General features: G+C 71.8%; 16 protein-coding genes and 1 rRNA gene. 8 read left to right on the top strand and 9 right to left on the bottom strand.

Translation table 11 applies throughout. The features are described from left to right. The first annotated feature begins 6 nt into the window (after window positions 1-6). Window positions 7-123 (top strand): 5S ribosomal RNA (gene rrf / locus ACFQSB_RS02710). A gap of 370 nt (window positions 124-493) precedes the next feature. Here rrf and ACFQSB_RS02705 read toward each other — a convergent pair. The 6 genes from ACFQSB_RS02705 to ACFQSB_RS02680 form a co-directional block, all read right to left on the bottom strand. Beyond that, the gene (locus tag ACFQSB_RS02705) at window positions 494-1,105 is read right to left on the bottom strand and encodes a dihydrofolate reductase family protein (protein ID WP_354835426.1); all 612 of its coding nucleotides are present in this window, start codon (window positions 1,103-1,105) and stop codon (window positions 494-496) included. Between the two features lie 24 nt (window positions 1,106-1,129). After that, window positions 1,130-1,744 carry a dihydrofolate reductase family protein gene (locus ACFQSB_RS02700; protein ID WP_380824040.1) on the bottom strand — a complete coding sequence of 205 codons (615 nt, stop codon included), beginning with the start codon at window positions 1,742-1,744 and terminating at the stop codon, window positions 1,130-1,132. Further along, window positions 1,741-2,616: a metalloregulator ArsR/SmtB family transcription factor gene (locus ACFQSB_RS02695; RefSeq protein WP_380824039.1), complete on the bottom strand. Its 876-nt coding sequence runs from the start codon at window positions 2,614-2,616 to the stop codon at window positions 1,741-1,743. Before ACFQSB_RS02695 ends, ACFQSB_RS02700 begins: the two co-directional genes overlap by 4 nt. A gap of 658 nt (window positions 2,617-3,274) precedes the next feature. Further along, window positions 3,275-4,807, bottom strand: a complete 1,533-nt coding sequence (locus ACFQSB_RS02690) for a phosphodiester glycosidase family protein (protein WP_380824038.1) — start codon at window positions 4,805-4,807, stop codon at window positions 3,275-3,277. 628 nt (window positions 4,808-5,435) lie between these two features. Continuing rightward, a complete protein-coding gene (locus ACFQSB_RS02685) occupies window positions 5,436-7,049 on the bottom strand; it encodes a PucR family transcriptional regulator (RefSeq protein WP_380824037.1) in 1,614 nt (537 codons plus the stop codon). 197 nt (window positions 7,050-7,246) lie between these two features. Next, window positions 7,247-7,981, bottom strand: coding sequence for a TetR/AcrR family transcriptional regulator (locus tag ACFQSB_RS02680; protein ID WP_380824036.1), 735 nt, complete (start codon window positions 7,979-7,981; stop codon window positions 7,247-7,249). Window positions 7,982-8,054: 73 nt separating this feature from the next. Between ACFQSB_RS02680 and ACFQSB_RS02675 the strand changes: the two genes are divergently transcribed. From ACFQSB_RS02675 to ACFQSB_RS02655, 5 genes are all read left to right on the top strand, one after another. Further along, window positions 8,055-9,578: an MFS transporter gene (locus ACFQSB_RS02675; RefSeq protein WP_380824035.1), complete on the top strand. Its 1,524-nt coding sequence runs from the start codon at window positions 8,055-8,057 to the stop codon at window positions 9,576-9,578. A 313-nt stretch (window positions 9,579-9,891) separates the two neighbouring features. Further along, window positions 9,892-11,190, top strand: a complete 1,299-nt coding sequence (locus ACFQSB_RS02670; RefSeq protein ID WP_380824034.1) for an aspartate aminotransferase family protein — start codon at window positions 9,892-9,894, stop codon at window positions 11,188-11,190. Window positions 11,191-11,246: 56 nt separating this feature from the next. Further along, window positions 11,247-12,755 carry a CoA-acylating methylmalonate-semialdehyde dehydrogenase gene (locus tag ACFQSB_RS02665; protein ID WP_380824055.1) on the top strand — a complete coding sequence of 503 codons (1,509 nt, stop codon included), beginning with the start codon at window positions 11,247-11,249 and terminating at the stop codon, window positions 12,753-12,755. A 251-nt stretch (window positions 12,756-13,006) separates the two neighbouring features. Continuing rightward, a complete protein-coding gene (locus ACFQSB_RS02660) occupies window positions 13,007-14,338 on the top strand; it encodes an extracellular solute-binding protein (RefSeq protein WP_380824033.1) in 1,332 nt (443 codons plus the stop codon). Between the two features lie 164 nt (window positions 14,339-14,502). Next, window positions 14,503-15,825, top strand: coding sequence for a saccharopine dehydrogenase family protein (locus ACFQSB_RS02655; protein WP_380824032.1), 1,323 nt, complete (start codon window positions 14,503-14,505; stop codon window positions 15,823-15,825). On the opposite strand, the gene ACFQSB_RS02650 is transcribed toward ACFQSB_RS02655, so the two are convergent. Together ACFQSB_RS02650 and gabT are read right to left on the bottom strand one after the other, a co-directional pair. Beyond that, entirely contained in the window at window positions 15,822-16,070 is a 249-nt protein-coding gene (locus tag ACFQSB_RS02650; protein WP_354835406.1) for a hypothetical protein, read from the bottom strand. The two genes, ACFQSB_RS02655 and ACFQSB_RS02650, sit on opposite strands and share 4 nt — an antisense overlap. 169 nt (window positions 16,071-16,239) lie before the next feature. After that, the gene (gabT, locus tag ACFQSB_RS02645) at window positions 16,240-17,637 is read right to left on the bottom strand and encodes a 4-aminobutyrate--2-oxoglutarate transaminase (protein ID WP_380824031.1); all 1,398 of its coding nucleotides are present in this window, start codon (window positions 17,635-17,637) and stop codon (window positions 16,240-16,242) included. Window positions 17,638-17,815: 178 nt separating this feature from the next. Between gabT and ACFQSB_RS02640 the strand changes: the two genes are divergently transcribed. After that, window positions 17,816-19,300, top strand: a complete 1,485-nt coding sequence (locus ACFQSB_RS02640) for a PucR family transcriptional regulator (RefSeq protein ID WP_380824030.1) — start codon at window positions 17,816-17,818, stop codon at window positions 19,298-19,300. A gap of 30 nt (window positions 19,301-19,330) precedes the next feature. Here the strand turns inward: ACFQSB_RS02640 and ACFQSB_RS02635 are convergent, their stop codons facing one another. Continuing rightward, on the bottom strand, window positions 19,331-19,933 hold the full coding sequence (locus ACFQSB_RS02635) for a TetR/AcrR family transcriptional regulator (protein ID WP_380824029.1): 603 nt from the start codon (window positions 19,931-19,933) through the stop codon (window positions 19,331-19,333). Between the two features lie 269 nt (window positions 19,934-20,202). Between ACFQSB_RS02635 and ACFQSB_RS02630 the strand changes: the two genes are divergently transcribed. Beyond that, window positions 20,203-21,630 (top strand): aldehyde dehydrogenase family protein, encoded by a 1,428-nt coding sequence (locus ACFQSB_RS02630; protein WP_380824028.1) that lies wholly within the window; start codon window positions 20,203-20,205, stop codon window positions 21,628-21,630. The last annotated feature ends 28 nt before the right edge of the window (window positions 21,631-21,658 follow it).

Here is a 21,658-nt window from a genome sequence, read left to right as displayed (position 1 = left end):
GAGGGTTACGGCGGTCATAGCGGAAGGGAAACACCCGGTTACATTCCGAACCCGGAAGTTAAGCTTTCCAGCGCCGATGGTACTGCACCGGGGACGGTGTGGGAGAGTAGGACACCGCCGGACAAAATTTGATAGATAGTTATGTGTGTTATGCAAGGTAGGCCATCCACGGTGTGGATGGCCTACCTGCATTTCAGGGCTGCTTCAGCTTCAGACCCCTGGATCGGCTGTTACAAAACCTCGCGCCCACCTGGGGACTCCTATCCCGCGGGCCGGCCAAGACCCAGGACCCAGGACCACGACCGGGAGAACCGGTCCGGCCGTGCCCGCCCGGGGGCAAGCGAATGGGACCCGCCCGGCATGCGGGTGGGTGGTCCGAGGGTTGCTGCCCGCCCAGCTCGTCAGTCCATCAGATGGAGCGGCATGGAGACGGATGGCCGGTGTCGCGGCCGGTGCGGGGGACCGTTTCGCCGGCTGGGGAGCGTGAGGGCGGTCATTGTGGGCGTACGTCGTAGCTGAGGTGGGTGACCCGGTCGCTTTCCACGATGCGTGGGTTGTTCAGCATCGTGGTGGGGATCTTGTGCTCTCCGAAGAAGCGGATGCCGTCGCCGAACAGGACCGGAACGACGTACATGTCGATCTGATCCACCAGCCCCGCGGAGATCGCCTGCCCGGCGAGGTCGCCCGGGGGCATGGAGACGTCGCGGTCGCCGGCCGCCTGCTTGGCACGGGCCACGGCTTCTTCCAGGCCGCCGGTCACGAAGTGGAACGGGGCGTCGGGATAACGGCTCGGCCAGTCGCCGGGGGACCGGTGGGTGACGACGAAGACGTGATCGCCCACGGCGGGTTTGCCGCCCCAGCCGTCGGTGAGGTCGAACAGGCGGCGCCCCATGATGGTCGCGCCGACGCTCGCCCAGGTAGCGCGGAGGAAGTCGGCGCTTGCGGCGGCCGGCCGGTATCCGTCCTTCGGCCGGTACTGGTTCGGTGCGGCCGGCAGCTCCTGCGGGCCGTTGAAGTACCAGTCGAACAACGGTCCCACGCCATCGTTCCGGTCGGCGATGAAACCGTCCGCTGACACGGCCGCACCGATGATCACCTTGCTCATGTGCCTTCTCCTGTCTGGATATGTCTACTCGGCCGTCGAGCGGCGAACCCGGTCGTAGACCATGGCCATCTCGCCCAGCTCGCCGGTCTCCTGGTGGACCAGCGTCCACGTGGTGGCCGGCAGGCCGTCGTCGAACAGTCGCTGCCCCCCTCCGGTGATCTCGGGGAAGATCATGAGGTACAGCCGGTCGATCAGGTCCGCCGACAGGAGCGCCTTGATGACGCCGGGGCTGCTGTTGACGAGGATGTCGCCCTCGCCGGTCGCCTTGAGGTCGGTGACGACGTCGGCGGCGGGGGCGTTCACCACGCGGGTGCGTTCCCACGGAGCTTCGGTCAAGGTGGTCGACAGGACCACCTTCTCCGTGTCGACCAGCCACTTGGCGTATCCGCGATCACGCGGGTCGGCGTTCGCGTCTTCGGCGACCGACGGCCAGTACCCCATGAATCCCTCGGCATTGATCCGGCCGAGCAGCGCCGTCGTCGCGGCCTCCCACATGCGGTTCATGTGGTCGCGCGCGACCTCGGTGGTCACATAGGGAGCGAACGCGGCGAAATCGCCGGGTCCGCCGGGACCGTTGTAACGTCCGTCGAGGGTGAGACTCAGGTTCGCGGTCACCCTGCGTCCGGTCGAGTCGGTCATCGTGAGCTCCTTTTATCGGTGGTGTGCGAATGCGCGGCCAGGGTCGCTGCGAGCTTGTCGAGGCTCTGGCCGAAGCCGATCTCGATGCCTGCGACGAAGTCCGCGGATTCGACGGTGCTGTCGGTGATGTGGAAGAGAACTTCCAGGTCGGTGCCGGTGCCGCTGCCGGTGCCGGTGCCCGGGCCGGTGCCGGTGGGACGGAGATCGAGGTCGAGGTGGGCGGTGAAGGCGTGGCCGCCGTCGGGAAGCAGCGGAGACAGCCGGTAGGCGAGGTGTTCATGGGGCCGGACCTCGTCGACGATTCCCTCCGCGTGCCCGGCGACCTGGTCGGAGCCGTCGACGTCCTCGGCGTCGCGATACTCATGGGCGATCCGTCCACCCGGCCGCGCCTCGAATACGAGCTCGGAGACGCGTAGGTCGTCGGGGGTCCACCAGTGGGCGAGCAGGGAGGGCTCGGTCAGGTGGCGCCAGACCGACTCGGGGTCGCCTGTCAGCGACCGGTGGAACCTGAACGAGCGGCCGTCGGCCCACCCCGGCCGTTCCGCGGCGAGCCGCTCCGCGTGGACGCTGAGCCCGTGGCGGTCGAAGGTCTCGCGCGTGCCGCCGGCCTGCCCAGTGGTGTCGGCGAGCCTGTTGAGCTCGGCCGCCAGCTCCCGTAGAGGCTCGGACCGGAGCGCGTAGATGCGGCACTGGCCGGTGCGCTGGGAGGTGACGATGCCGGCGCGTTCGAGGGTCTGCAGGTGCTTGGTCGTCTGCGGCTGACGTGCCTCGGCGAGCCGAGCCAGGACGCCGACCGGCCGGGGCCGCTCGGCCAGCAGGATCACGAGCCGCCAGCGAGCCGGGTCGGCCAGTGCGGTGAAGAGTGCGTCCATGGAGAGAAGCATTCACCACTAAGAATATTCGTGTCAAGGAATATGTCGGGGCAGATGTCGGCCGGTGGTGACCAGTCGGTCAGCCGACGAAGGGATCGGGCAGGTCAGGCCGCAGGTCGGCCGGCCGACGAGACCAAGAGAACTCTGGAGCACATGACCGGTCGCCAGGCCGACCGGATTGGCGGGAACAGGGTCGGTCGGCCGGTGTGGGGAGTGGAAGCCCGGGTGGGTCGGCTACTTGATGGGAGGCGGGTGGACGGTCGACCCGTCGATGGAGGGCGGGAGGGCAGGGCGGTCGGCCGGCGTGGGGTCGGGAGGGTCAGGTTGGGGCGCCGGAGGCGGCCTCGCCGACGTAGGGAGTCGAACACCGGTCGGATCCATGGCGGCCCGCGAATGCACTGTGCCGGACGCAGCCCGTTCAACTCGTTCGCGCCGAATCCGTTCCCGGTCGAACTCGTGGATTCCCTCGCGAACCATTGAAGAACCGGTCGTCGAATCGCTTGTGGAAGCGCGTGAACTCGCCCGGGACTTCGCCCGTAGATCGGATCTCCGGTAGAGCAGCGGGGGCCGCACGGAGGTGATCAGCCCCTCCGGGGCGCGGGATATCGCAGCGCGGGGTACGGGGGGTGAGATATCGCGATGCCCCCGGAGGGACGGGTTAGGGGACGATGAGGACGGCGTCGCCCACGCCGCGTTCGACGCCGTCGGAGGGGTGGTTGACGACCTTGCCCTTGACGACCATCGCGCTGGAGCCGCCGCCGTCGAGGTTGATGGCCTGGCGGGCGCCGAGCCACATCATCACATGGGCGGCTTCGATCATCGAGGCTCCGACGGTGACGCCCGGCTTGCGGCCGTCCACGACGGCGAGGATCAGCCGGCCGGACTTGGTGACGCCCGCGAGGGTGCGCGGGTGACGGCGGAGGATCATGTTGATGTTCGCCTGGCCGTCCGCCTGCGCGGTGACGCGCTCGCGGCCGTCGCGGACCAGGCCGACGCCGCCGCCGATGACGCTGGTCTCGGGGGTGAGGGGGATGGCCTTGCCGGAACGCATGTCGGTCACCTTGGTGGTGATCTTCAGGCTCCAGTTCTCCCAGGCGTGCGACCAGATCCAGTCGGCCATGATGCCGGTGCCGTGCAGGACGCTGGTGCCGGCGGCGACCTTGCCGCCGGCCGGGCGCAGTTCGAGGACCTGTCCCTTGGCGTCCAGCACGGCTTCGGCGCCCTCGTCGGCGGGGGTCTTCTCCCCGAACTCCTCGGTGTACAGGACGAGCTCGTCGGCGGCGGCGGCGCGGTTCACGCCGTTGATGACGGTCTTCTCGCCGTCGGCGGAGGTGGCGGTGACGGCCGTGGCCACCTCGGAGATGCGCGCGGTGCGGCCCTTGAGGATGAGGGCGCTGCGGCCGAGAACGGCCTCGCTGAGCAGGCGGCCGTTGACGACCGAGACGCCGACGGGTTCGCCGCGGAGGTTCTTGTCGGTGTGGATGTTGAAGAAGCCGCCGTTGACGGCGACGACGGCGCCCGCCTTCTTGGCCATCGAGGAGGTGGTCTCGCGCTTGGCGACGCTCGTCCCGAGGCTCGCGTGGTAGGAGCCGCCGAAGACCCGCGGGTCGACGGTGAGGACGCGCATGTCCCAGGGGCCGGTGGTCTGGAAGCCGTCGTCGCCGAGGAAGTCGACCTTCGCCTTGACGCCGGCCTCGCCGAGCTTCTTGGCGATCTTGCCGGCCTCGGCCTTCTCCTCCGGCTTCCACATGCCGACGCGGACCATGTAGCTGACGCCCGCGGGGTAGTCGGCGACGGCCGGGCGGGTGAACTCCTGGATGCCGGCGGGGAGCCCGGCCGCCTGGACGGCCTCGGCGGCGGCGTCGGCCTGCTCCCGCGAGCCGTAGTCCTTGCCGTTCATGAGCACCGACACCGTGTATCCGTCGGTCGCCTCGCCGTGCACGACGGTGAAGAAGTCGATGCCTTTCGTCACGGACTTCTTCTTCTGGGTGACCGGGCCTGGCTGCCCCAGCGGGAAGTCCTTCGTCGGGAGGGCGAACTGGACACGCGTGGCCGTCGTGCCGGCCTGCCGGGTCGCCCGCGCCGTTTCGGCCGGCGCCGCCGACGCGGCCGACCGGGCGCTGGCGGCTGTGGGGGCCGCCGCCGCGAGGAACGACAGCGCGGCGAGTCCGGCGGCGAGACGACGTGGCATCAAGGGCTCCCGTGGGTGATCCGATTCCTCGATGACCATCGTCTTGTCCGCGGAAGGTCAAGGCCGGGTGAACACGCCAACGTCTACGAGAATGTGACCAGAGGCCCGGCCGGGGGCGTGGGCAGGGATCCCGCGGGCCGCCTTCTTCCGGTGGTGGGGGAGAGTGTCCGTAAGGGGCTACGCAAATCGGGTCAACGCCCTGGTCATTACGGGTCAACCGGCGGCGATCGGCTGCCGGCGCCCGTGTTCCGGGGTTACGGTTCGTCAGGCCGCGATCACGAGCCGGCGGCACACCATCCTCGAGAGGCACCCGTTATGGGGCTCAACGTAGTTTTCGTGATAATCCTGGCGAGCATGAGCCTTGGTTTCATCCTTGGAGTGATCATGGCTCGGCCGCGCCGGTGGGACGCCTACGTCTGCGCCGACGACGCGGCCCACGCCGCACGGCGGGACACCGTCCCCGACTCCTGACGCCCGTCACCACTTGGGACCTGTTCACCACCCAGGACCTATCACCATCCGAGACCCGTCGCGGACGACAGCGGGTCGCCATCCGCCGCGGCGGTCGTCAGCGCGTCTTCCGCCGAACGATTCGTGCGCGCCCGTCAGCGCGTCCCTCGCGGTGCGATCAGCGGGTCTCTCTGCGGAACGACTCCAGTGCCAGCAGGGCGACGTGCAAGGACAGGCAGGAGTCGACGTCGTCCAGGTTGGTGTCCAGGACGCGCTCCAGGCGGCGCAGCCGGTCGTAGAACGCGGGCCTGGACAGGTGGGCACGCTGTGCCGCGACCGCCTTGTTGCGCCCGGAGTCCAGGTAGACGCGCAGGATGCCGGTCAGGTCGCCGCCGCGATGGGCGTCGTGGGCGAGCAGCGGGCCGAGCTCGCGTTCGGCGAAGGTCTGCAGGCGCGCGTCGTCGCGCAGCAGGTGCAGCAGGCCGCGCAGGCGCAGGTCGGGCAGCCGGTAGAACGGGCGGCGGTCGGGCTGGCGCGCGGCGGCCTCGGCGACCTGCTCGGCTTCCAGGAAGCTGCGCCGCGCCTCTTTGATCGACTCGACCACCGAGCCGGCCGCCAGGACGAACGGCGTGGTGAAGGTCGTGCGGAGCCGTTCGGCGAGGGCGGTGAGCGCGCCTTCGGCCAGGGTGCGCGGCGGAAGGGGCAGCAGGACGCCGATGCGGTGCTGGTCGAGCGCGCCCACCAGGGCGGGCAGCCTGGCGTCCCGGCATGCGGCCGCGGCGGCCTCGGCCAGCTCGCTCAGCTTGGCCTGCAGGTTGAGCACCGTCTCGGCCGGCGGTTCCGCGAGGCGGAGCACCAGACCGATGAGCTTGCGTCCGGTCAGCGGGACGCCGACCGCGCGGGCGCGGGCGGCGACCTCCTCCGGGTCGGCGTACGCGTGGGTCAGGATGCCGGCGATGATCGTGCCGTGGGCCTGGCGTTCGAGGCTCTCCTGGTGCCGCTCCAGCAGCCGGCCCAGGGCGAGCGTGGTGGCGGCGCGCTCGGCGAGGACGATGTCGCGCGGGCTCGGCGGCGAGTCGCAGAGCAGGATGAGCCGCCCCCAGTCGTGGCCGCGCGCGCCGACCATGGTGACCAGCCAGCCGGAGGAGGGGTCGTAGGCCGTGCGCTCGCCGAGGACGACGGCGCGCGACCGGGCCTCCCAGTTGGCGAGCAGGATGCCGGTGTCGCGCCCGGCGGACTCGCAGGCGAGCACCTGGTGGGCGAGGTTCTCCAGCAACGCGGGCCGGGCCGAGAGCCTCGCGACCTGGGTCAGCACCTCGGCGGGCGAGGCGCCCTCGACCGACAGCTCGGTGAACACCTCGTGCAGCTGCTCGGAGGCGCGCAGCTCCTCCAACTGGATGTCGATGATGCGGGCGTGCACCGACTCGGTGATCTGCACGAACGGTGTCTCGCGCGCGAGGGTGACCAGCGGCAGGCCGTGGGTCTCCGCGGCGTCCACGACGGCGGAGGGCAACTCGTGGATGAACCTGCGGCCGAGCTCGACGATCAGGCCGGAGGTGCCCACGCTCGCCAGGTCGGCGATGTAGTCGGCGAGCTTGTCCGGTTCGTCGGGCAGGGCGACGCCGGTGGTGAGGATGAGCTCGCCGCCGCGCAGCAGGTGGGCGATGTCGCTGACCTCTCCGACGTGCACCCAGCGCACGCGCGTGTCCAGCCGGTCGGCCCCCGCGACCACGCGGGGGTTGCCTCGGCGCACGGCGTCCAGCGCGAGGACGTCGGCCAAGGTCGGTAGCATATTTCCGAGCCTAGCTGATCACGGTGTACCAGCGACCGTCCCCTATGTGGCATAGTGACCGCCCGTTATACGGCCGTTCTCGCCGGCCGTCCCGCGTGGGCCGGCCCTCGCCGCCAGGTCCGCTCCCACTGTCCGCCCCGCTCTCGCTGTCCGCCCTGCGCCCGTCCTCGGTCTGTCCGCCCTGCGCCCGTGCTCGGTCAGGTCTGGTGGAGGCGGAGCGCCAGGCCGTCCAGGAGGGCGGACAGGCCGTAGTCGAAGCTGAGGCGGCGCATCTGGGTGACGTCGAGGTCGTGGAGGCTGTCGTAGCGGGCGATCAGCTCTGGATGCTCGGCGCCGGCGATGTGGAGCTGGGCGCTCATGTCGGCCACCCATTCGGACTGGTCGGCGCCGCTGCGGCCCACGGTGTTGATCCAGCTGGCCTCGGGTGTGGTGGCGCCCAGGGTGTAGGAGACGATCGAGCTGACGGCGAACTCGAGGGTCACGCCGGCGAAGCCGCCGAGCTGCATGGCGGTGGAGAGCGCGGAGATCGCCTTGAGCGCGTTGGGCCCGATGCTCGGCATGGAGCCGATGAGCGTGACCGACCACGGGTGCCCGAGCACCGCCTCGCGCATCCCGTAGGCGAACGCCGCGGCGGTGTCGTGCCAGCCCGTGACGTCCGGGTCGGGCAGCCGCACCTCGGAGTAGACCTCGTCGAGCGCCAGCTCCAGCAGTTGGTCCTTGTTGGAGACGTGCCAGTAGATGCTGGTCGCTCCCGAGCCGAGGCGTGAGCCGAGCCTGCGCATGCTGAGGGCGTCGAGGCCCTCGGCGTCGAGCAGTTCGACGGCGGCCTTGACGATGTGGTCGCGGCTCAGCGCGGGTTGTTCGCGGACGGGCGTGGCCTTGGGCGCGCTCTGGCGTGACCAGACCGAGGTGAAGCGTTGCTTTGGCGGCACGTGCGCGGGCTCCTTCGTTCGCTCCAGGATAAATCTGTCGCACACCGTGCGAGGCTCATCGTACGCTGTGCGAGTGAACTCGAACGATGTACGAGACGAGGCCGGTCCGACCCCGGCCAAGCACCCGCGCCGCTGGTGGATCCTCGGCGTGCTGTGCGTGAGCCTGCTGGTGCTCGTGGTCGACAACACGGTGCTCAACCTGGCCATCCCCTCGCTGATCCGCGACCTCGGCGCCACTCCGTCCGACGTGCAGTGGATCATCGACGCCTACGTGCTGGTCTTCGCCGGCCTGCTGCTGACCGCCGGCAGCCTGTCCGACCGCTACGGGCGGCGCCGATTCCTGATCATCGGCCTGGCCGCGTTCGGAGCCGCCTCGCTGGTCGCGACGATCGCGCAGGAGCCGTGGCAGCTCATCGGCGCCCGCGCGCTCATGGGCGTGGGCGGGTCGTTCCTGATGCCGAGCACGCTGTCGATCCTGATCACGGTCTTCGACGAGTCCGAGCGCCGCAAGGCGTTCGCCGCGTGGAGCGCCGTCGCCATGGTGGGGGTGATCGCCGGTCCGACGCTCGGCGGCTTCCTGCTGGAGCACTACTGGTGGGGCTCGGTGTTCCTGCTGAACGTGCCCATCGCCGTCGTCGCGATCGTCGCCGCGGTGCTGCTGATGCCCGAGTCCCGGGGCCCGGCCCGCCCCGTCGACCCGCTCGGCGCGCTGCTGTCGACGGCCGGCATGACCGCGCTGGTGTACGTGGTCATCGCGGCGCCCCGCGACGGCTGGAGCTCGGGCGGGTCGGTGGCCGCGATGGCCGTCGCGGTCGTGGCGCTCGGGGCGTTCGTGCTCTGGGAGCGCAGGTCGGAGCATCCCATGCTGCCGCTGGCGCTGTTCCGCGACCGTGACTTCGGCGGGTCGTCGTTCTCGATCGTGCTGATGTCGTTCGGCACCGGCGCGCTGCTGCTCATGCTCACCCAGTACCTGCAGTTCGTCCTCGCCTACGGGCCGATGAAGGCGGGGCTCGCGCTGCTGCCGTACGCGGTGGCGGCGGCGGTCTTCAACGGGGTGGGCGCCGGGCTCGGGCAGCGGGTGAGCAACCGCGTGCTGATCGCCGGCGGCATGCTCGTGATGGCGGGCGGGTTCGCCGTGCTCGGGACGATCGGCCCGGCCGACGGGTACGGCAAGCTGATCGCCGGTCTGCTCGTCATGGGCGTCGGCGGCGGTCTCGCCGGGCCGGCCGCGTACGCGACGTTGATGGGGGCGGTGCCGCCCGAGCACGCGGGCGTCGGCTCGGCGCTGAACGACACCGTTCAACAGGTCGGCATGGCGCTCAGCGTGGCCGTTCTCGGCAGCGTGCTGGCCGGCGTCTACACCGCGAGCATGCCGGACGGCGCGCCGGCGGCGGCCCGCGACTCCATCGGCGCGGCGCTGCAGATGGGCGATCCGGGGCTGGCCAGGACCGCCAGGGAGGCGTTCGTGTCCGCGATGTCGTTCGGCTCGTGGGTCGGCGTCGCCTTCACTCTGGCCGCGGCCGTACTGGCCTTCTCCGTCCTGCGTCCCGGGCGGCCGGCGTCCGCGCCCCAGCCCGAGCCGGAAAAGGTCGCCTGAGCGCGCCCGCCCGCGCGCTCGGTACGACCGCGCCCCTCGCGCCGACCACGACGGTGCCGGCCACGACGGTGCCGGCGATCAGCGCCGGAGCGTCGGCGCGAGGGGCTTTCGCGCGAAGGAGGCCCCGACGGGCGTGCGCCGCCGAGGAGCCATGAGGACTCCGCTCGGAGCAGGCTGTGAGGTGATGTCCTGACATACTATCTACTGGACCGCACGACATTTTAGCCTGGCACTGCCAGCATGTAAGGTGATTTCGGGGTACGCCGACACCTTGGAGGTGGGAGCGATGGCAACGAGTGGACATAATCGGTCTATGTCCGACCTGCTTCCGCGCCATCGTGCGGTCATGCCCAACTGGTTGTCCCTCTACTACGACGAGCCCATCGAGATCGTGCGAGGTAAGGGCAACCGCGTCGTCGACGCCGAAGGCCACACCTACCTCGACTTCTTCGCCGGCATCCTGACCAACATGATCGGTTACGACGTCCCGGAGGTCCGTGACGCCGTCGAGCGCCAGCTCGCCACCGGGGTCGTTCACACCAGCACGGTCTACCTCCTGCGCGCCCAGGTCGAGCTGGCCGAGAAGATCGCCAGGCTGTCGGGCATCGAGAACGCCAAGGTCTTCTTCACCAACTCCGGCACCGAGGCCAACGAGACGGCTCTGCTGCTGGCCACCTACGCCCGCGGGTCCGACCAGGTACTCGCCATGCGGCAGAGCTACCACGGCCGCAGCTTCGGCGCCCTGGCCGTCACCAGCAACCGCGGCTGGAAGAACAACTCGCTGTCGCCGCTGAACGTGCACTTCCTGCACGGCGCCGACCGCCACCTGACCCAGTTCCGCGGCCTGTCGGACGCCGACTACATCGCCGCCTGCGTGGACGACCTGCGGCACGTGCTCGCCACCGCGGTGTCCAACGACGTGGCCGCGCTGATCGCCGAGCCGATCCAGGGCGTCGGCGGTTTCACCATGGCGCCCGACGGGCTGTTCCGGGCGTACAAGGAGGTGCTGGACGAGGAAGGCATCCTGTTCATCTCCGACGAGGTGCAGACCGGGTGGGGCCGCACCGGCTCGGCCTTCTTCGGCATCCAGAACCACGGCGTGACCCCCGACATGATGACCTTCGCCAAGGGGCTCGGCAACGGCTTCGCGGTCGGCGGCGTCGTCGCGCGCGGCGACCTGATGGACGGGCCGCACGCCATCGGCCTTGCCACCTTCGGCGGCAACCCGGTCTCGATGGCCGCGGCGAACGCGACCCTGGACTACGTCCTGGACCACGACCTGCAGACCCGCGCCGCCACCACCGGCGCCATCCTCATCGACGGGCTGCGCGCGGCCAAGGACCGGCTGCCGATCGTCGGCGACATCCGCGGCAAGGGCCTGATGTTCGCGGTGGAGCTGGTCGACCCGGGCAGCGGGGCGCCGTCGCCCGCGCTGGCCGCGCGGTTCATGGAGGAGACCAAGAAGCTCGGCCTCCTGGCCGGCAAGGGCGGTCTGTACGGCAACGTGCTGCGCATGGCGCCGCCGCTGACCCTGAGCGAGGAAGAGGCGCGCGAGGGGCTGGGCATCATCCTCGCCGCGCTGGAGACGATCAACGAGGAGACGGGCAAGTGAACCACGGGCCGGCGCACGGGCCGCTCGACCACGAGGGCGACGGGCGGGACGGCGCGGTGAGGCGGGTCGCGCACTGGATCGGCGGCGCCGAGACGCCCGGCGGCTCCGGACGCCGGGGCGAGGTGTTCAACCCGGCCACCGGCGAGGTGCGCGCCCTGGTCGACCTGGCGGCCGTCCAGGACGTCGACGCCGCGGTGGCCGCGGCCGCGGCGGCCTTCCCCGCCTGGCGCGACGCCTCGCTGATGAAGCGGGCGCAGGTGCTGTTCCGGTTCCGGGAGCTGATGGACGCCCACCGCGGCGACCTGGCCGCGCTGATCAGCGCCGAGCACGGCAAGGTGCGCTCCGACGCGCTCGGCGAGGTCGCCCGCGGCCTGGAGGTCGTGGAGTTCGCGTGCGGCATCCCGCACCTGCTCAAGGGCGGCTTCTCGGAGAACGTCTCGACGAACGTCGACTCCTTCTCGATCAGGCAGCCGCTGGGCGTCGTCGCCGGGATCACCCCGTTCAACTTCCCGGCGATGGTGCCCATGTGGATGTACCCGGTCGCCATCGCCTGCGGCAACACCTTCGTGCTCAAGCCCTCCGAGCGCGACCCGTCGGCGTCGCTGCTGATGGCGTCCCTGTGGAAGCGGGCCGGGCTGCCCGACGGGGTGTTCAACGTCGTCCAGGGCGACAAGGTGGCGGTGGACCGGCTGCTTGAGCACCCCGACGTGCGCGCCGTCTCCTTCGTCGGGTCCACGCCGATCGCCCGGTACGTCTACGAGACCGGCACCCGGCACGGCAAGCGGGTGCAGGCGCTCGGCGGCGCGAAGAACCACATGCTCGTGCTGCCCGACGCCGATCTCGACCTGGTCGCCGACGCGGCGGTGAACGCCGGCTTCGGCTCGGCGGGGGAGCGCTGCATGGCGATCTCCGTGGTGCTCGCCGTGGACCCGGTCGGGGACGAGCTGGTCGCCAAGATCGTCGACCGGGTGAGCCGGCTCACCGTCGGCGCCGGCGACGACCCCGACGCCGACATGGGCCCGCTGGTCACCGGCGCGCACCGCGACAAGGTGGCCTCCTACCTCGACACGGCGCTGGCGGAGGGGGCCAAGCTGGTCGTCGACGGCAGGGAGACGCCGGTCAAGGGCGGCACCACGGCGGCCGGGACGCCGGGGTTCTGGCTCGGCCCGACCCTGGTCGACCACGTCACCCCCGGTTCCGCCGTGCACCGCGACGAGATCTTCGGCCCGGTCCTGTCGGTGATCCGCGTCCCCTCCTACGAGGAGGGCCTGCGCATCATCAACGGCACCGAGTACGGCAACGGCACCGCGGTGTTCACCAACGACGGCGGCGCGGCGCGGCGCTTCCAGAACGAGGTGGAGGTCGGCATGGTCGGCATCAACGTGCCGATCCCGGTGCCGATGGCGTTCTACAGCTTCGGCGGCTGGAAGGCCTCGCTGTTCGGCGACACGCACGTCCACGGCGCCGAGGGCGTCCACTTCTACACCCGCGGCAAGGTCGTCACCTCCCGCTGGCTGGACCCGAGCCACGGCGGCGTCAACCTCGGCTTCCCCACCAACGCCTAGCGCGCTGTCCGCGAACGTCGACCGGGCCGGGCGCCGTAGGAGCGGCGCCGGCATCGCCGTACCACGCCTCGCCGACCCGGCGCCGATCACATCCAGCACATACCGGGTGGAGGGCCGCGGCCGGTGCAGGTGTGCGGTCGCCGCGCCAGCGCGCCCTCGCCGCGGGCCTGGCCCCCGGCGCATGACGCGCCCCCCGCCCGCCCGGCCGGTAGGCTGCCCGCAAAGGGCTGAGAACGAGGGGGACGGCCGGCGTGAGCACACCGACGAGGCGTCCTCGATGGCTGCCGGCGCTGCTCGCCTCGGCCGCCGTCGCGCTCGCCGGGTGCGGCGGCGCGAGGGGGCCCGCCACGGCCGACGCGGGGGCGGCGCCCAGCGCGTCGGGCTCCGCTTCCATCTCCGCCTCTCCCTCCGCCTCCGGGACGGGGCCGTCGGGCGCCGCCTCCTCGGCGGCCGCGACGCCGTCTCCGTCGTCCTCGTCCACCCCGGCGGCGACGCCGTCCCCTGCGGTCACCACCCTCGGGCCGGGGGAGGGGTCGGTCACCGTGCTGTCCTACCGTGGTTACGCCGAGTACGGCGGCACCGATCCGGCCTACAACTGGGTGGGGCGGTTCGAGACCACCACCGGCTGCCGGGTCAACCTGCGCTTCCCGGCGTCGGACGACCAGCTCGACACGATGGCGGCCGGCACCGCGTTCGACGTGGTGTCCGCGCCCCCGCAGGTCGGCGGGCGGCTGATCGCCGAGCGCAAGGTCGCCCCGATCACCACCTCGCTCCTGCGCAACTACGGCGAGATCCCCTCGTGGTTGCGCTCCCAGCGCGCGATCACGGCCGGCTCCCAGGTGTACGGCGTGCCATACCTGTGGGGGTGGTACGCGACGCTGTACGACAGCGTCGAGACGCGCCCGCCGGCGGGCGCCGGGCTGTACTCCGCCCGCGGGCCCGTCATGCTCAAGGACAGCCCGCTGACCATCGCCGACGCCGCGCTCGCGGTGAAGCGCCAGCGGCCGAAGCTCGGCATCGGCGACCCGTTCAACCTCACCCGGCCCCAGCTCGACGCGGCGATGGCGCTCCTCGGCGAACGGGGCGGCGCCGACCGGGTCTACTACGCCAGGCAGGTCCAGGCGTTGCAGGCGTTCGCCGGCGGCTCTGTCTCCGCAGGGCGGGGCCTGCCGTTCCTGATGGAGACCCTTCGCGCGGGCGGCCACTCCGTGAAGGCGGTGCGGGACGACCCGGCCACCGGCTGGGTGGACGCGTGGATGGTCTCGGCGACGGCCGCCTCGCCCAACTGCGCCTACCGCTGGATCGACTGGGCCTCCTCCAAGGACGTGCAGCAGCAGGCGTCGGCGCGCACCATGCTGGCGCCGGCCAACCCCGGGGCCTGCGCCTACCACGGCAAGGGGCCGGCGGCGGCGGGCCGCGCCAGGCTCGCCAAGGCCGTGTGCGCGGCGTTCCGGGTCCCCGACGCCTCCTGGGGCAAGAAGGTCGTCTTCGCCGTCCTCCCGGGGAGTGACTGCGAAGACCGGGACGGACCATGCACCGACTACGCCGAGTGGGCGGCCCGCTGGCGCTCGCTCGCCGGTTAGACGGGGCGCCGCCGGGGTTTCCGGTATCGGTCGTGCCGGCGGCCGGCTGCTCTCCTTCTCGTCGCCGTCTGGGGTCGCCGGCGACGAAATCCATGGTGGAAAGGGGTGGCCGGGTGGCGGGCATCATATTGATTGGTTGACCAGTCAGTTGATACGGTCCCGGCATGCGCATCCTTCTCGTAGGCGCGGGCGGCGTGGGTTCCGCCGTGGTGCCGATCGCCGCCCGCCGTGACTTCTTCGACCACATCGTCGTCGCCGACTATGACCGCTCACGCGCCGAGGCCGTCGTCTCCAAACAGGTCGGCGCGTCCAAACGCGTCGGCGCGTCAGAACAGGTGCCGCCCTCTGGACCGGGACGCGGCCCGGGGTGGCGCGGGGCCTCCGCGCGCCCGGTGGAGGACCGGTTCAGCGCGATCGGGCTGGATGCCGCAGACCAGGCCGCGGTGGAGGCCGCCCTGCGCGAGCACCGCTGCGACGTGCTGTTCAACGCCGTCGATCCCCGGTTCGACATGCCGCTGTTCCGCGCGGCCCTCGCCGCGGGCGCCGACTACCTCGACATGGCCATGTCGCTGTCCCGGCCGCACCCCTCCCGGCCGTACGAGCTGCCCGGTGTCAAGCTCGGCGACGAGCAGTTCGCCATGTCACGGCGCTGGGAGGCCGAGGGCAGGCTCGCCCTGGTCGGCATGGGGGTCGAGCCGGGCCTGGCCGACGTCTTCGCCCGGTACGCGGCCGACCACCTGTTCGAGAGCATCGACGAGATCGGCATCCGCGACGGCGCCAACCTGGTCGTGCGGGGCCCCGATGGGCAGGAGGCGTTCGCGCCCACCTTCTCCATCTGGACCACCATCGAGGAGTGCCTCAACCCGCCGGTGGTCTGGGAGGACGGCGGCTGGCACACCACCGAGCCGTTCAGCGAGCCGGAGGTGTTCGACTTCCCCGAGGGCATCGGCCCGGTCGAGTGCGTGAACGTCGAGCACGAGGAGGTCCTGCTGGTCCCGCGCTGGGTGAAGGCCCGCCGGGTGACCTTCAAGTACGGCCTGGGCGCCGAGTTCATCGAGGTGCTGCGCACCCTGCACAAGCTCGGCCTGGACTCGACCGAGCCGGTGCGGATCAAGGGCGTCGAGGTGTCCCCGCGCGACGTGGTGGCCGCCTCGCTGCCGGACCCGGCGACGCTGGGCGACCGGATGCGCGGCAAGACCTGCGCGGGCACCTGGATCAGGGGCACCGGCAAGGACGGCCGGCCGCGGGAGGTCTACCTGTACCACGTCGTGGACAACGAATGGTCGATGCGCGAGTACGGAGCCCAGGCGGTGGTGTGGCAGACGGCGGTCCATCCGGTCGTGGCGCTGGAACTGCTGGCGCGCGGCACCTGGAGCGGGCGCGGCGTCCTCGGCCCCGAGGCCTTCGACCCGGTGCCCTTCCTGGACCTGCTCGGCGAGTACGGCTCCCCCTGGGGCATGCGCGAGGAAGGCGCCGCCGCGGCCTAGGGGAGGGCGGCCTTGCGCGGGGCGGGCTTCTTGCGGGGTGCGGGGGGCGCGGGCAGAAGGGCTTCGGCGCAGTCCTCGCAGGCCATGACGGGGGCGTCGTCGGGCAGCCGGCCGACGCGGACCCGTGGCCGTGGCCACTTCTTGTGGCAGACCACGCAGGCGTCCCCCTCGCGCTGCGGGCCGGTCAGATCGTTGGGGTCGAAGGTCAGGTTGAGCCGTGCCGCTCCGGTCGGATCCCAGCTCATCACGCTCCCGTGGCTCGAATGGCTCCTACCCGAACCGTTATAACCCCGTTACTGAAAGTGATCGACTAGGGCGATGTCAAGGACGGGTTAAATCGCGTCCCTCGCCCCGCCCGTTCAATGACAAAAGGGACACCTCGGGTGAAACCCGGGTGCCCCTTTTGTGGTGCTCCTAAACGGACGCGATGGCCTTCTCCAGGATGGACAGGCCCTCCTCCAGCAGGGAGTCCGGGATGGACAGCGGCGGCAGGAAGCGCAGCACGTTGCCGTAGGTGCCCGCCGTGAGCACGACCAGGCCCTCCGCGTGGCAGCGCCGGACCATCTCCCCGGTGACGGCCGGGTCGGGCTTCTTGGTGCCCGGCGCGACCAGCTCGATGGCGATCATGGCGCCGCGCCCCCGCACGTCCCCGATGATGTCGAACCGCTCGGCCAGCGCCCTGAGCCGGGGGAGCATGATGGCGCCGACCTGCCGCGCGCGCTCCACCAGGCCGTCGGCCTCGATCGTGTCCAGCACGGCCAGCGCCGCCTCGCAGGCCAGCGGGTTGCCGCCGTAGGTGCCGCCGAGGCCGCCGACGTGCACGGCGTCCAGGAGCTCGGCCCGGCCGGTGACCGCCGCGAGCGGCAGGCCGCCCGCGATGCCCTTGGCCGTGCAGATGATGTCCGGCACGATGCCCTCGTCCTCGCAGGCGAACAGGTGCCCGGTGCGGGCGAACCCGGTCTGCACCTCGTCGGCGACGAACACGATGCCGTTGGCCCGGGCGTACTCCAGCAGCGCGGGCAGGAAGCCCCGCGCGGGCTCGATGAAGCCGCCCTCGCCCTGGATCGGCTCGATCACGATGGCGGCCACGTTCTGCGCGCCGATCTGCTTGTCGATCGCGTCGATGGCCTGGGCCACGGCCTCCTCGGCGCAGTTGTCCGGGCCGGTGGGCCACCGGTAGGGGTAGGCCATCGGCATGCGGTACACCTCCGGCGCGTAGGGGCCGAACCGGTGCTTGTAGGGCATGTTCTTGGCCGTCAGCGTCATGGTGAGCAGCGTGCGGCCGTGGTAGCCGTGGTCGAACACGACGACCGCCTGCCGCCCGGTGGCGTGGCGGGCCACCTTGACGGCGTTCTCCACGGCCTCGGCGCCGCTGTTGACCAGGAACGAGCGCTTGTCGTGGTCACCGGGGGTGAGGGCGTTGAGCCGCTCGCAGACCTCCAGGTACGACTCGTACGGCGTCACCATGAAGCAGGTGTGGGTGAAGTCGGCGACCTGCTTCTGGACCCGCTCGACCACGCGGGGGGCGGCGTTGCCGACGGTGGTCACCGCGATGCCCGAGCCGAAGTCGATGAGAGAGTTGCCGTCGGCGTCCACGAGCACGCCGCCGCCGGCGTGGGTCACGAACACCGGCAGGGTGGTGCCGATGCCCGGCGGCACCGCCGACCGCTTGCGCGCGAACATCTCGCGGGACTTCGGGCCGGGGACCTCGGTGACCAGGCGGCGCACCTGGGGCAGGGACGGGCCGCCGTGCGTGACGGGCTGGTCGGGAGCCACGCCCGGCTGCTGGTGTACCTCACGCTCGATGCTCATGCCTGTGACGTTACGGCCGCCGCCTCCAGGTGCCGACCTGGCGACATGTCACAATATGTCGGTCCAGCTTGTCCAGGTTGTACAACTCCGGACCCCCGGTGGATCCGGCCCTCTTCGCGGAGGAGCCGCGAGGCTCCGGGAACGGAGTCGTCCGCCTCCGGCGTCCCGAGGAAGTGACATGGCACCGACCCTGCGGCGGGTGGTCGCGCTCGCGCGGCTGCGGCTCCGCGTGCGCGCGGGCCATGACGCGCTGGAACGCCCGGTGCGCTGGGTGGCGGTGAGCGAACTGGAGGACCCCACGCCGTTCCTGGAGGGCGACGAGCTCGTCCTCACCACCGGCATGCGGCTCGCCCCGGACGACGCGCCCGCCTACGTCTCGCGGCTGGTCGGCCGGGGAGCGGCCGGCCTCGGGTTCGGCGTGGGCCTCGGCCACGAGAGCGTGCCGCCCGAGTTCGTCGCCGCCGCCGCGGACGCCGGGCTCCCGCTGGTCGAGGTGCCCAGGGAGACCCCGTTCATCTCCATCGGCAAGGCCGTCAGCGACATGCTCGCGGCCGAGCGGTACGAGGAGCTCGGCGACGCCTTCGCCGCCCAGGGCCGGCTGACCCGCGCCGCACTCCGGGCGGGGGGAATGGCGGGGGTGGTCCGGCGGCTGGCCCGTGAGATCCACGGCTGGGCCGTCCTGTTCGACGAGACGGGCGGCGTCCTGCACGCCGCCGGTGAGGGCGCCGACAAGGCCGCGACCCTGGTGCGGGGCGAGCTCCACCGCCTGCGCGCCCCCGACGGCGCGCCCGCGAGCCTCGCGCTGTCCGGGCCGCACGAACACGTGATCGTCCAGCCGCTCGGAGACCAGCGGCGTGTCACCGGCTTCTTCGCGGTCGGCGCGCAGCGGCCCTTCTCGCCGGTCGGGCACACCGTCGTCAACACCGCCGGATCGCTGCTCGCCCTGTCGCTGGAGCAGCGGCGCGACCGGCTGGCCGCCGTGCGCCGCGTCCGCTCCGCCGTGCTGCGGCTGCTGCTGGCCGGCGAGCGCGAGGCCGCGCGTGAGACCTTGGCGGCGCTGCCCGGCGGCCCCGACGAGACGGCGTTCATGGACGGCGGCCCGTTCGTGGTGCTGGCCTGCGAGGCCGGTGACGCCGAGGAGCTCCAGGACGCGCTGCCGGGGTTCACCGCTCCGTGGGGCGGCGTCGTGATCGCGCTCGCGCCCGTCGAGCAGGCCGGCCCGGTGGCCGAGGCGGCGGCCCGGCGAGGCAGGGTCGGGGTCAGCGAACCGGTGGAGTCGTCCGGGCCGTCCGGGCTGGCCGCCGGCCTGGAGCAGGCGCAGCGCGCCCTGCTGTCGGCCCGCCCGGTCATGCGCTTCGCCGACCTCGCCGGGCAGGGGTTGCTCTCGCTGGTGGAGCCGAACCTGCTGTCCGGGTTCGCCGCCTCGCTGCTGGCCCCGCTCCGCGAGTACGGCTCGCGCGCCGACCTGGTGGAGTCGCTGCGCGCCTACCTGGCGTGCAACGGCCACTGGGACGCGGCGGCCCAGCGGCTCGGCGTCCACCGGCACACCCTGCGCTACCGCATGCGGCGGGTCGCCGAACTGCTCGGCCGTGACCTGGACGACCCGGCCGTGCGCGCGGAGCTGTGGATGGCGCTGGCGGTCCGGCCCCCCGCGCCTCGGTGAGGGCCGGCAGGGTGTCCTCGCGGTGAGGTGTCAGTAAGGGGCCGGCAGGGTGTCCTTCTGGACGAGGTAGCGGCTGATGGCGGCCAGGGTGACGGAGGTGTAGACGCGGTCGTCGCGCAGGTGGCCGGCGCGTTCGAGGCTCACGGCGCCCTGCGCCGCCGCCCACAGGCAGTCGGCGATCTTGCGCGGCTGGGTCGGCACCAGGTAGCCGGCCGAGATGCAGTCGGCGATGGCCCGGTCGAGGATGTTCACCGCGGCCCTGGCGAGGGTGCGCGCCCGCTCGCTCGGCTCGAAGCCGGGGATGGCCTTCTCGAACATCACGCTGTAGTAGCCGGGCTCGGCCAGGCACGCCTCGCGGTAGGCGGGCCCGAGCGAGGTGAGGTACTCCAGCGGGTCGGGGTGGCGGGGGACCGCCGCGAGCCTGCGGCGAAACCGCTCGAAGCCCTCAAGGTACAGCGCCTCGGCCAGGCCCTCCTTGTTGCCGAACATGGTGTACACCACCGTGGTGGCGCACCCGGCCTCGGTGGCGATGCGCCGGACGGTCAGGCTGTCGGCGCCGCGGGTGACGAGCAGTTCGCCGGCCACCGCGATCAGCCGCGCGCGCAGCTCGTCCTGGGAGCTCTGGCCGCCCATCGCATAGGCGCCTTGGAGACCGAGCGGCGCAGGCGAACCCATGAGCGACTCAGCCCCTTCTCCCCAAGGGTCCCGCGCGGACCCGCATGTTGACTTAACCATGTGTCGCGACCTTCAAACCGCCATGCAACAGAAAACATCCCGAAATCGCGGCATGCTCGTTACGGAACGGGGAAAGAACGTTTCTTATGCGGAATGTAGCGGTGCCAGGGCGCACTTGTCCGTACCGGAGTAGCGTCCCGGACCGCAGGAAGGCATAGCGTCGGGACATGGACGTACGCCCCTTCTGGCTCGCCGGTTCGCCCGCGACGGGCGATGACGAGCTCACGGTGACCAATCCCCACGACGGCCGCGTCGTCGGCGTCGGCTCGGTGCCGACCCCGGACCAGGTGGAGCAGGCGGTGGCGGCCGCGCACGCCGTCCGCAAGGAGGCCGCCGCGCTGCCGATCCACGCCCGCGCCGAGGCGCTGGCCCACGTCTCGCGCCGCCTGGCCGAGCGCTCGGAGGAGATCGCCCGGCTGATCAGCGCCGAGAACGGCAAGCCGATCTTCTGGGCGCGCGGCGAGGTCGCCCGCGCCGTCTCCACCTTCCGCTTCGCCGCCGAGGAGACGCGGCGCTTCAGCGGCGAGGCCCAGCGGCTGGACACCGAGCCCGCCGCCGCCGGCCGCCTGGCCTACGTCTCGCGCCAGCCGTACGGACCGGTGCTGGCCGTCACGCCGTTCAACTTCCCGCTCAACCTGGTGGCTCACAAGGTGGCGCCCGCCATCGCGGTCGGCGCGCCCGTGATCGTCAAGCCCGCCCCGGCGACCCCGCTGTCGGCGCTGGTGCTCGGCGAGATCCTCGCCGAGACCGGTCTGCCCGAGGGCATGTTCTCGGTGCTGCCGGTGCCCAACGACCGCGCGGGGGCGCTGGTGGAGGACCCGCGCCTGCCGGTGGTGTCGTTCACCGGCTCCGGGCCGGTCGGCTACGCCATCAAGGACCGGGTGCCGCGCAAGCACGTCACGCTGGAGCTCGGCGGGAACGCCGCCGCGATCGTGCTCGCCGACGCCGACCTCGACTGGGCGGCCACCCGCGTCGCGTTGTTCGGAAACTACCAGGCCGGGCAGAGCTGCATCGCGGTCCAGCGGGTGATCGTGGAGGAGCCGGTGGCCGAGGCGTTCACCGCCAAGCTCGTCGCCGCCGTCGACAGCCTGGTCGTCGGCGACCCCGCCGACGACAAGACGCAGGTGGGGCCGATGGTGTCGGTCGAGGCCGCCGAACGGGTCGAGCAGTGGGTGGCCGAGGCGGTCGCCGCGGGCGGCCGGGTGCTCACCGGGGGCGGCCGGGACGGGGCGACCGTCGCCCCCACCGTGCTCGCGGAGGTGCCGGGCGAGGCCAAGGTCGTGCGCGAGGAGGTCTTCGGCCCGGTGCTGGTCGTCCAGCCGGTCGGCTCGGCCGACGAGGCGTTCGCCGCCGCCAACGACTCCAAGTACGGGCTTCAGGCGGGGGTGTTCACCCGCAGCATCGAGGCGGCCTTCCGCGCCGGCAAGGAGCTGGAGGTCGGCGGTGTGATCATCGGCGACGTGCCGTCCTACCGCGCCGACCAGATGCCCTACGGCGGCGTCAAGGAGTCGGGCATCGGACGCGAGGGTCTGCGCTCGGCCATGGAGGACTACACCTACGAGAAGGTCATGGTGCTCACCGGCCTGACCCTGTGAGCCGGTCGCGTCCTCGGCGTCCGCCGGA

Source organism: Sphaerisporangium rhizosphaerae (assembly GCF_042665155.1).
GTDB classification, from domain to species: domain Bacteria; phylum Actinomycetota; class Actinomycetes; order Streptosporangiales; family Streptosporangiaceae; genus Sphaerisporangium; species Sphaerisporangium rhizosphaerae.
The sequence above is the reverse complement of the archived record's forward strand: the minus strand, read 5'-3'. Positions and strand labels throughout refer to the sequence as shown.

What these genes read in the sequence shown, in the direction of transcription:
- ACFQSB_RS02670 (WP_380824034.1), top strand. Translation starts at nt 9,892, where the DNA reads ATGTCCGACCTGCTTCCGCGCCATCGTGCGGTCATGCCCAACTGGTTG.
- ACFQSB_RS02630 (WP_380824028.1), top strand. Translation starts at nt 20,203, where the DNA reads ATGGACGTACGCCCCTTCTGGCTCGCCGGTTCGCCCGCGACGGGCGAT.
- ACFQSB_RS02655 (WP_380824032.1), top strand. Translation starts at nt 14,503, where the DNA reads ATGCGCATCCTTCTCGTAGGCGCGGGCGGCGTGGGTTCCGCCGTGGTG.
- ACFQSB_RS02640 (WP_380824030.1), top strand. Translation starts at nt 17,816, where the DNA reads ATGGCACCGACCCTGCGGCGGGTGGTCGCGCTCGCGCGGCTGCGGCTC.
- ACFQSB_RS02635 (WP_380824029.1), bottom strand. Translation starts at nt 19,933, where the DNA reads ATGGGCGGCCAGAGCTCCCAGGACGAGCTGCGCGCGCGGCTGATCGCG.
- ACFQSB_RS02700 (WP_380824040.1), bottom strand. Translation starts at nt 1,744, where the DNA reads ATGACCGACTCGACCGGACGCAGGGTGACCGCGAACCTGAGTCTCACC.
- ACFQSB_RS02695 (WP_380824039.1), bottom strand. Translation starts at nt 2,616, where the DNA reads ATGGACGCACTCTTCACCGCACTGGCCGACCCGGCTCGCTGGCGGCTC.
- ACFQSB_RS02685 (WP_380824037.1), bottom strand. Translation starts at nt 7,049, where the DNA reads ATGCTACCGACCTTGGCCGACGTCCTCGCGCTGGACGCCGTGCGCCGA.
- gabT (WP_380824031.1), bottom strand. Translation starts at nt 17,637, where the DNA reads ATGAGCATCGAGCGTGAGGTACACCAGCAGCCGGGCGTGGCTCCCGAC.
- ACFQSB_RS02690 (WP_380824038.1), bottom strand. Translation starts at nt 4,807, where the DNA reads ATGCCACGTCGTCTCGCCGCCGGACTCGCCGCGCTGTCGTTCCTCGCG.
- ACFQSB_RS02650 (WP_354835406.1), bottom strand. Translation starts at nt 16,070, where the DNA reads ATGAGCTGGGATCCGACCGGAGCGGCACGGCTCAACCTGACCTTCGAC.
- ACFQSB_RS02705 (WP_354835426.1), bottom strand. Translation starts at nt 1,105, where the DNA reads ATGAGCAAGGTGATCATCGGTGCGGCCGTGTCAGCGGACGGTTTCATC.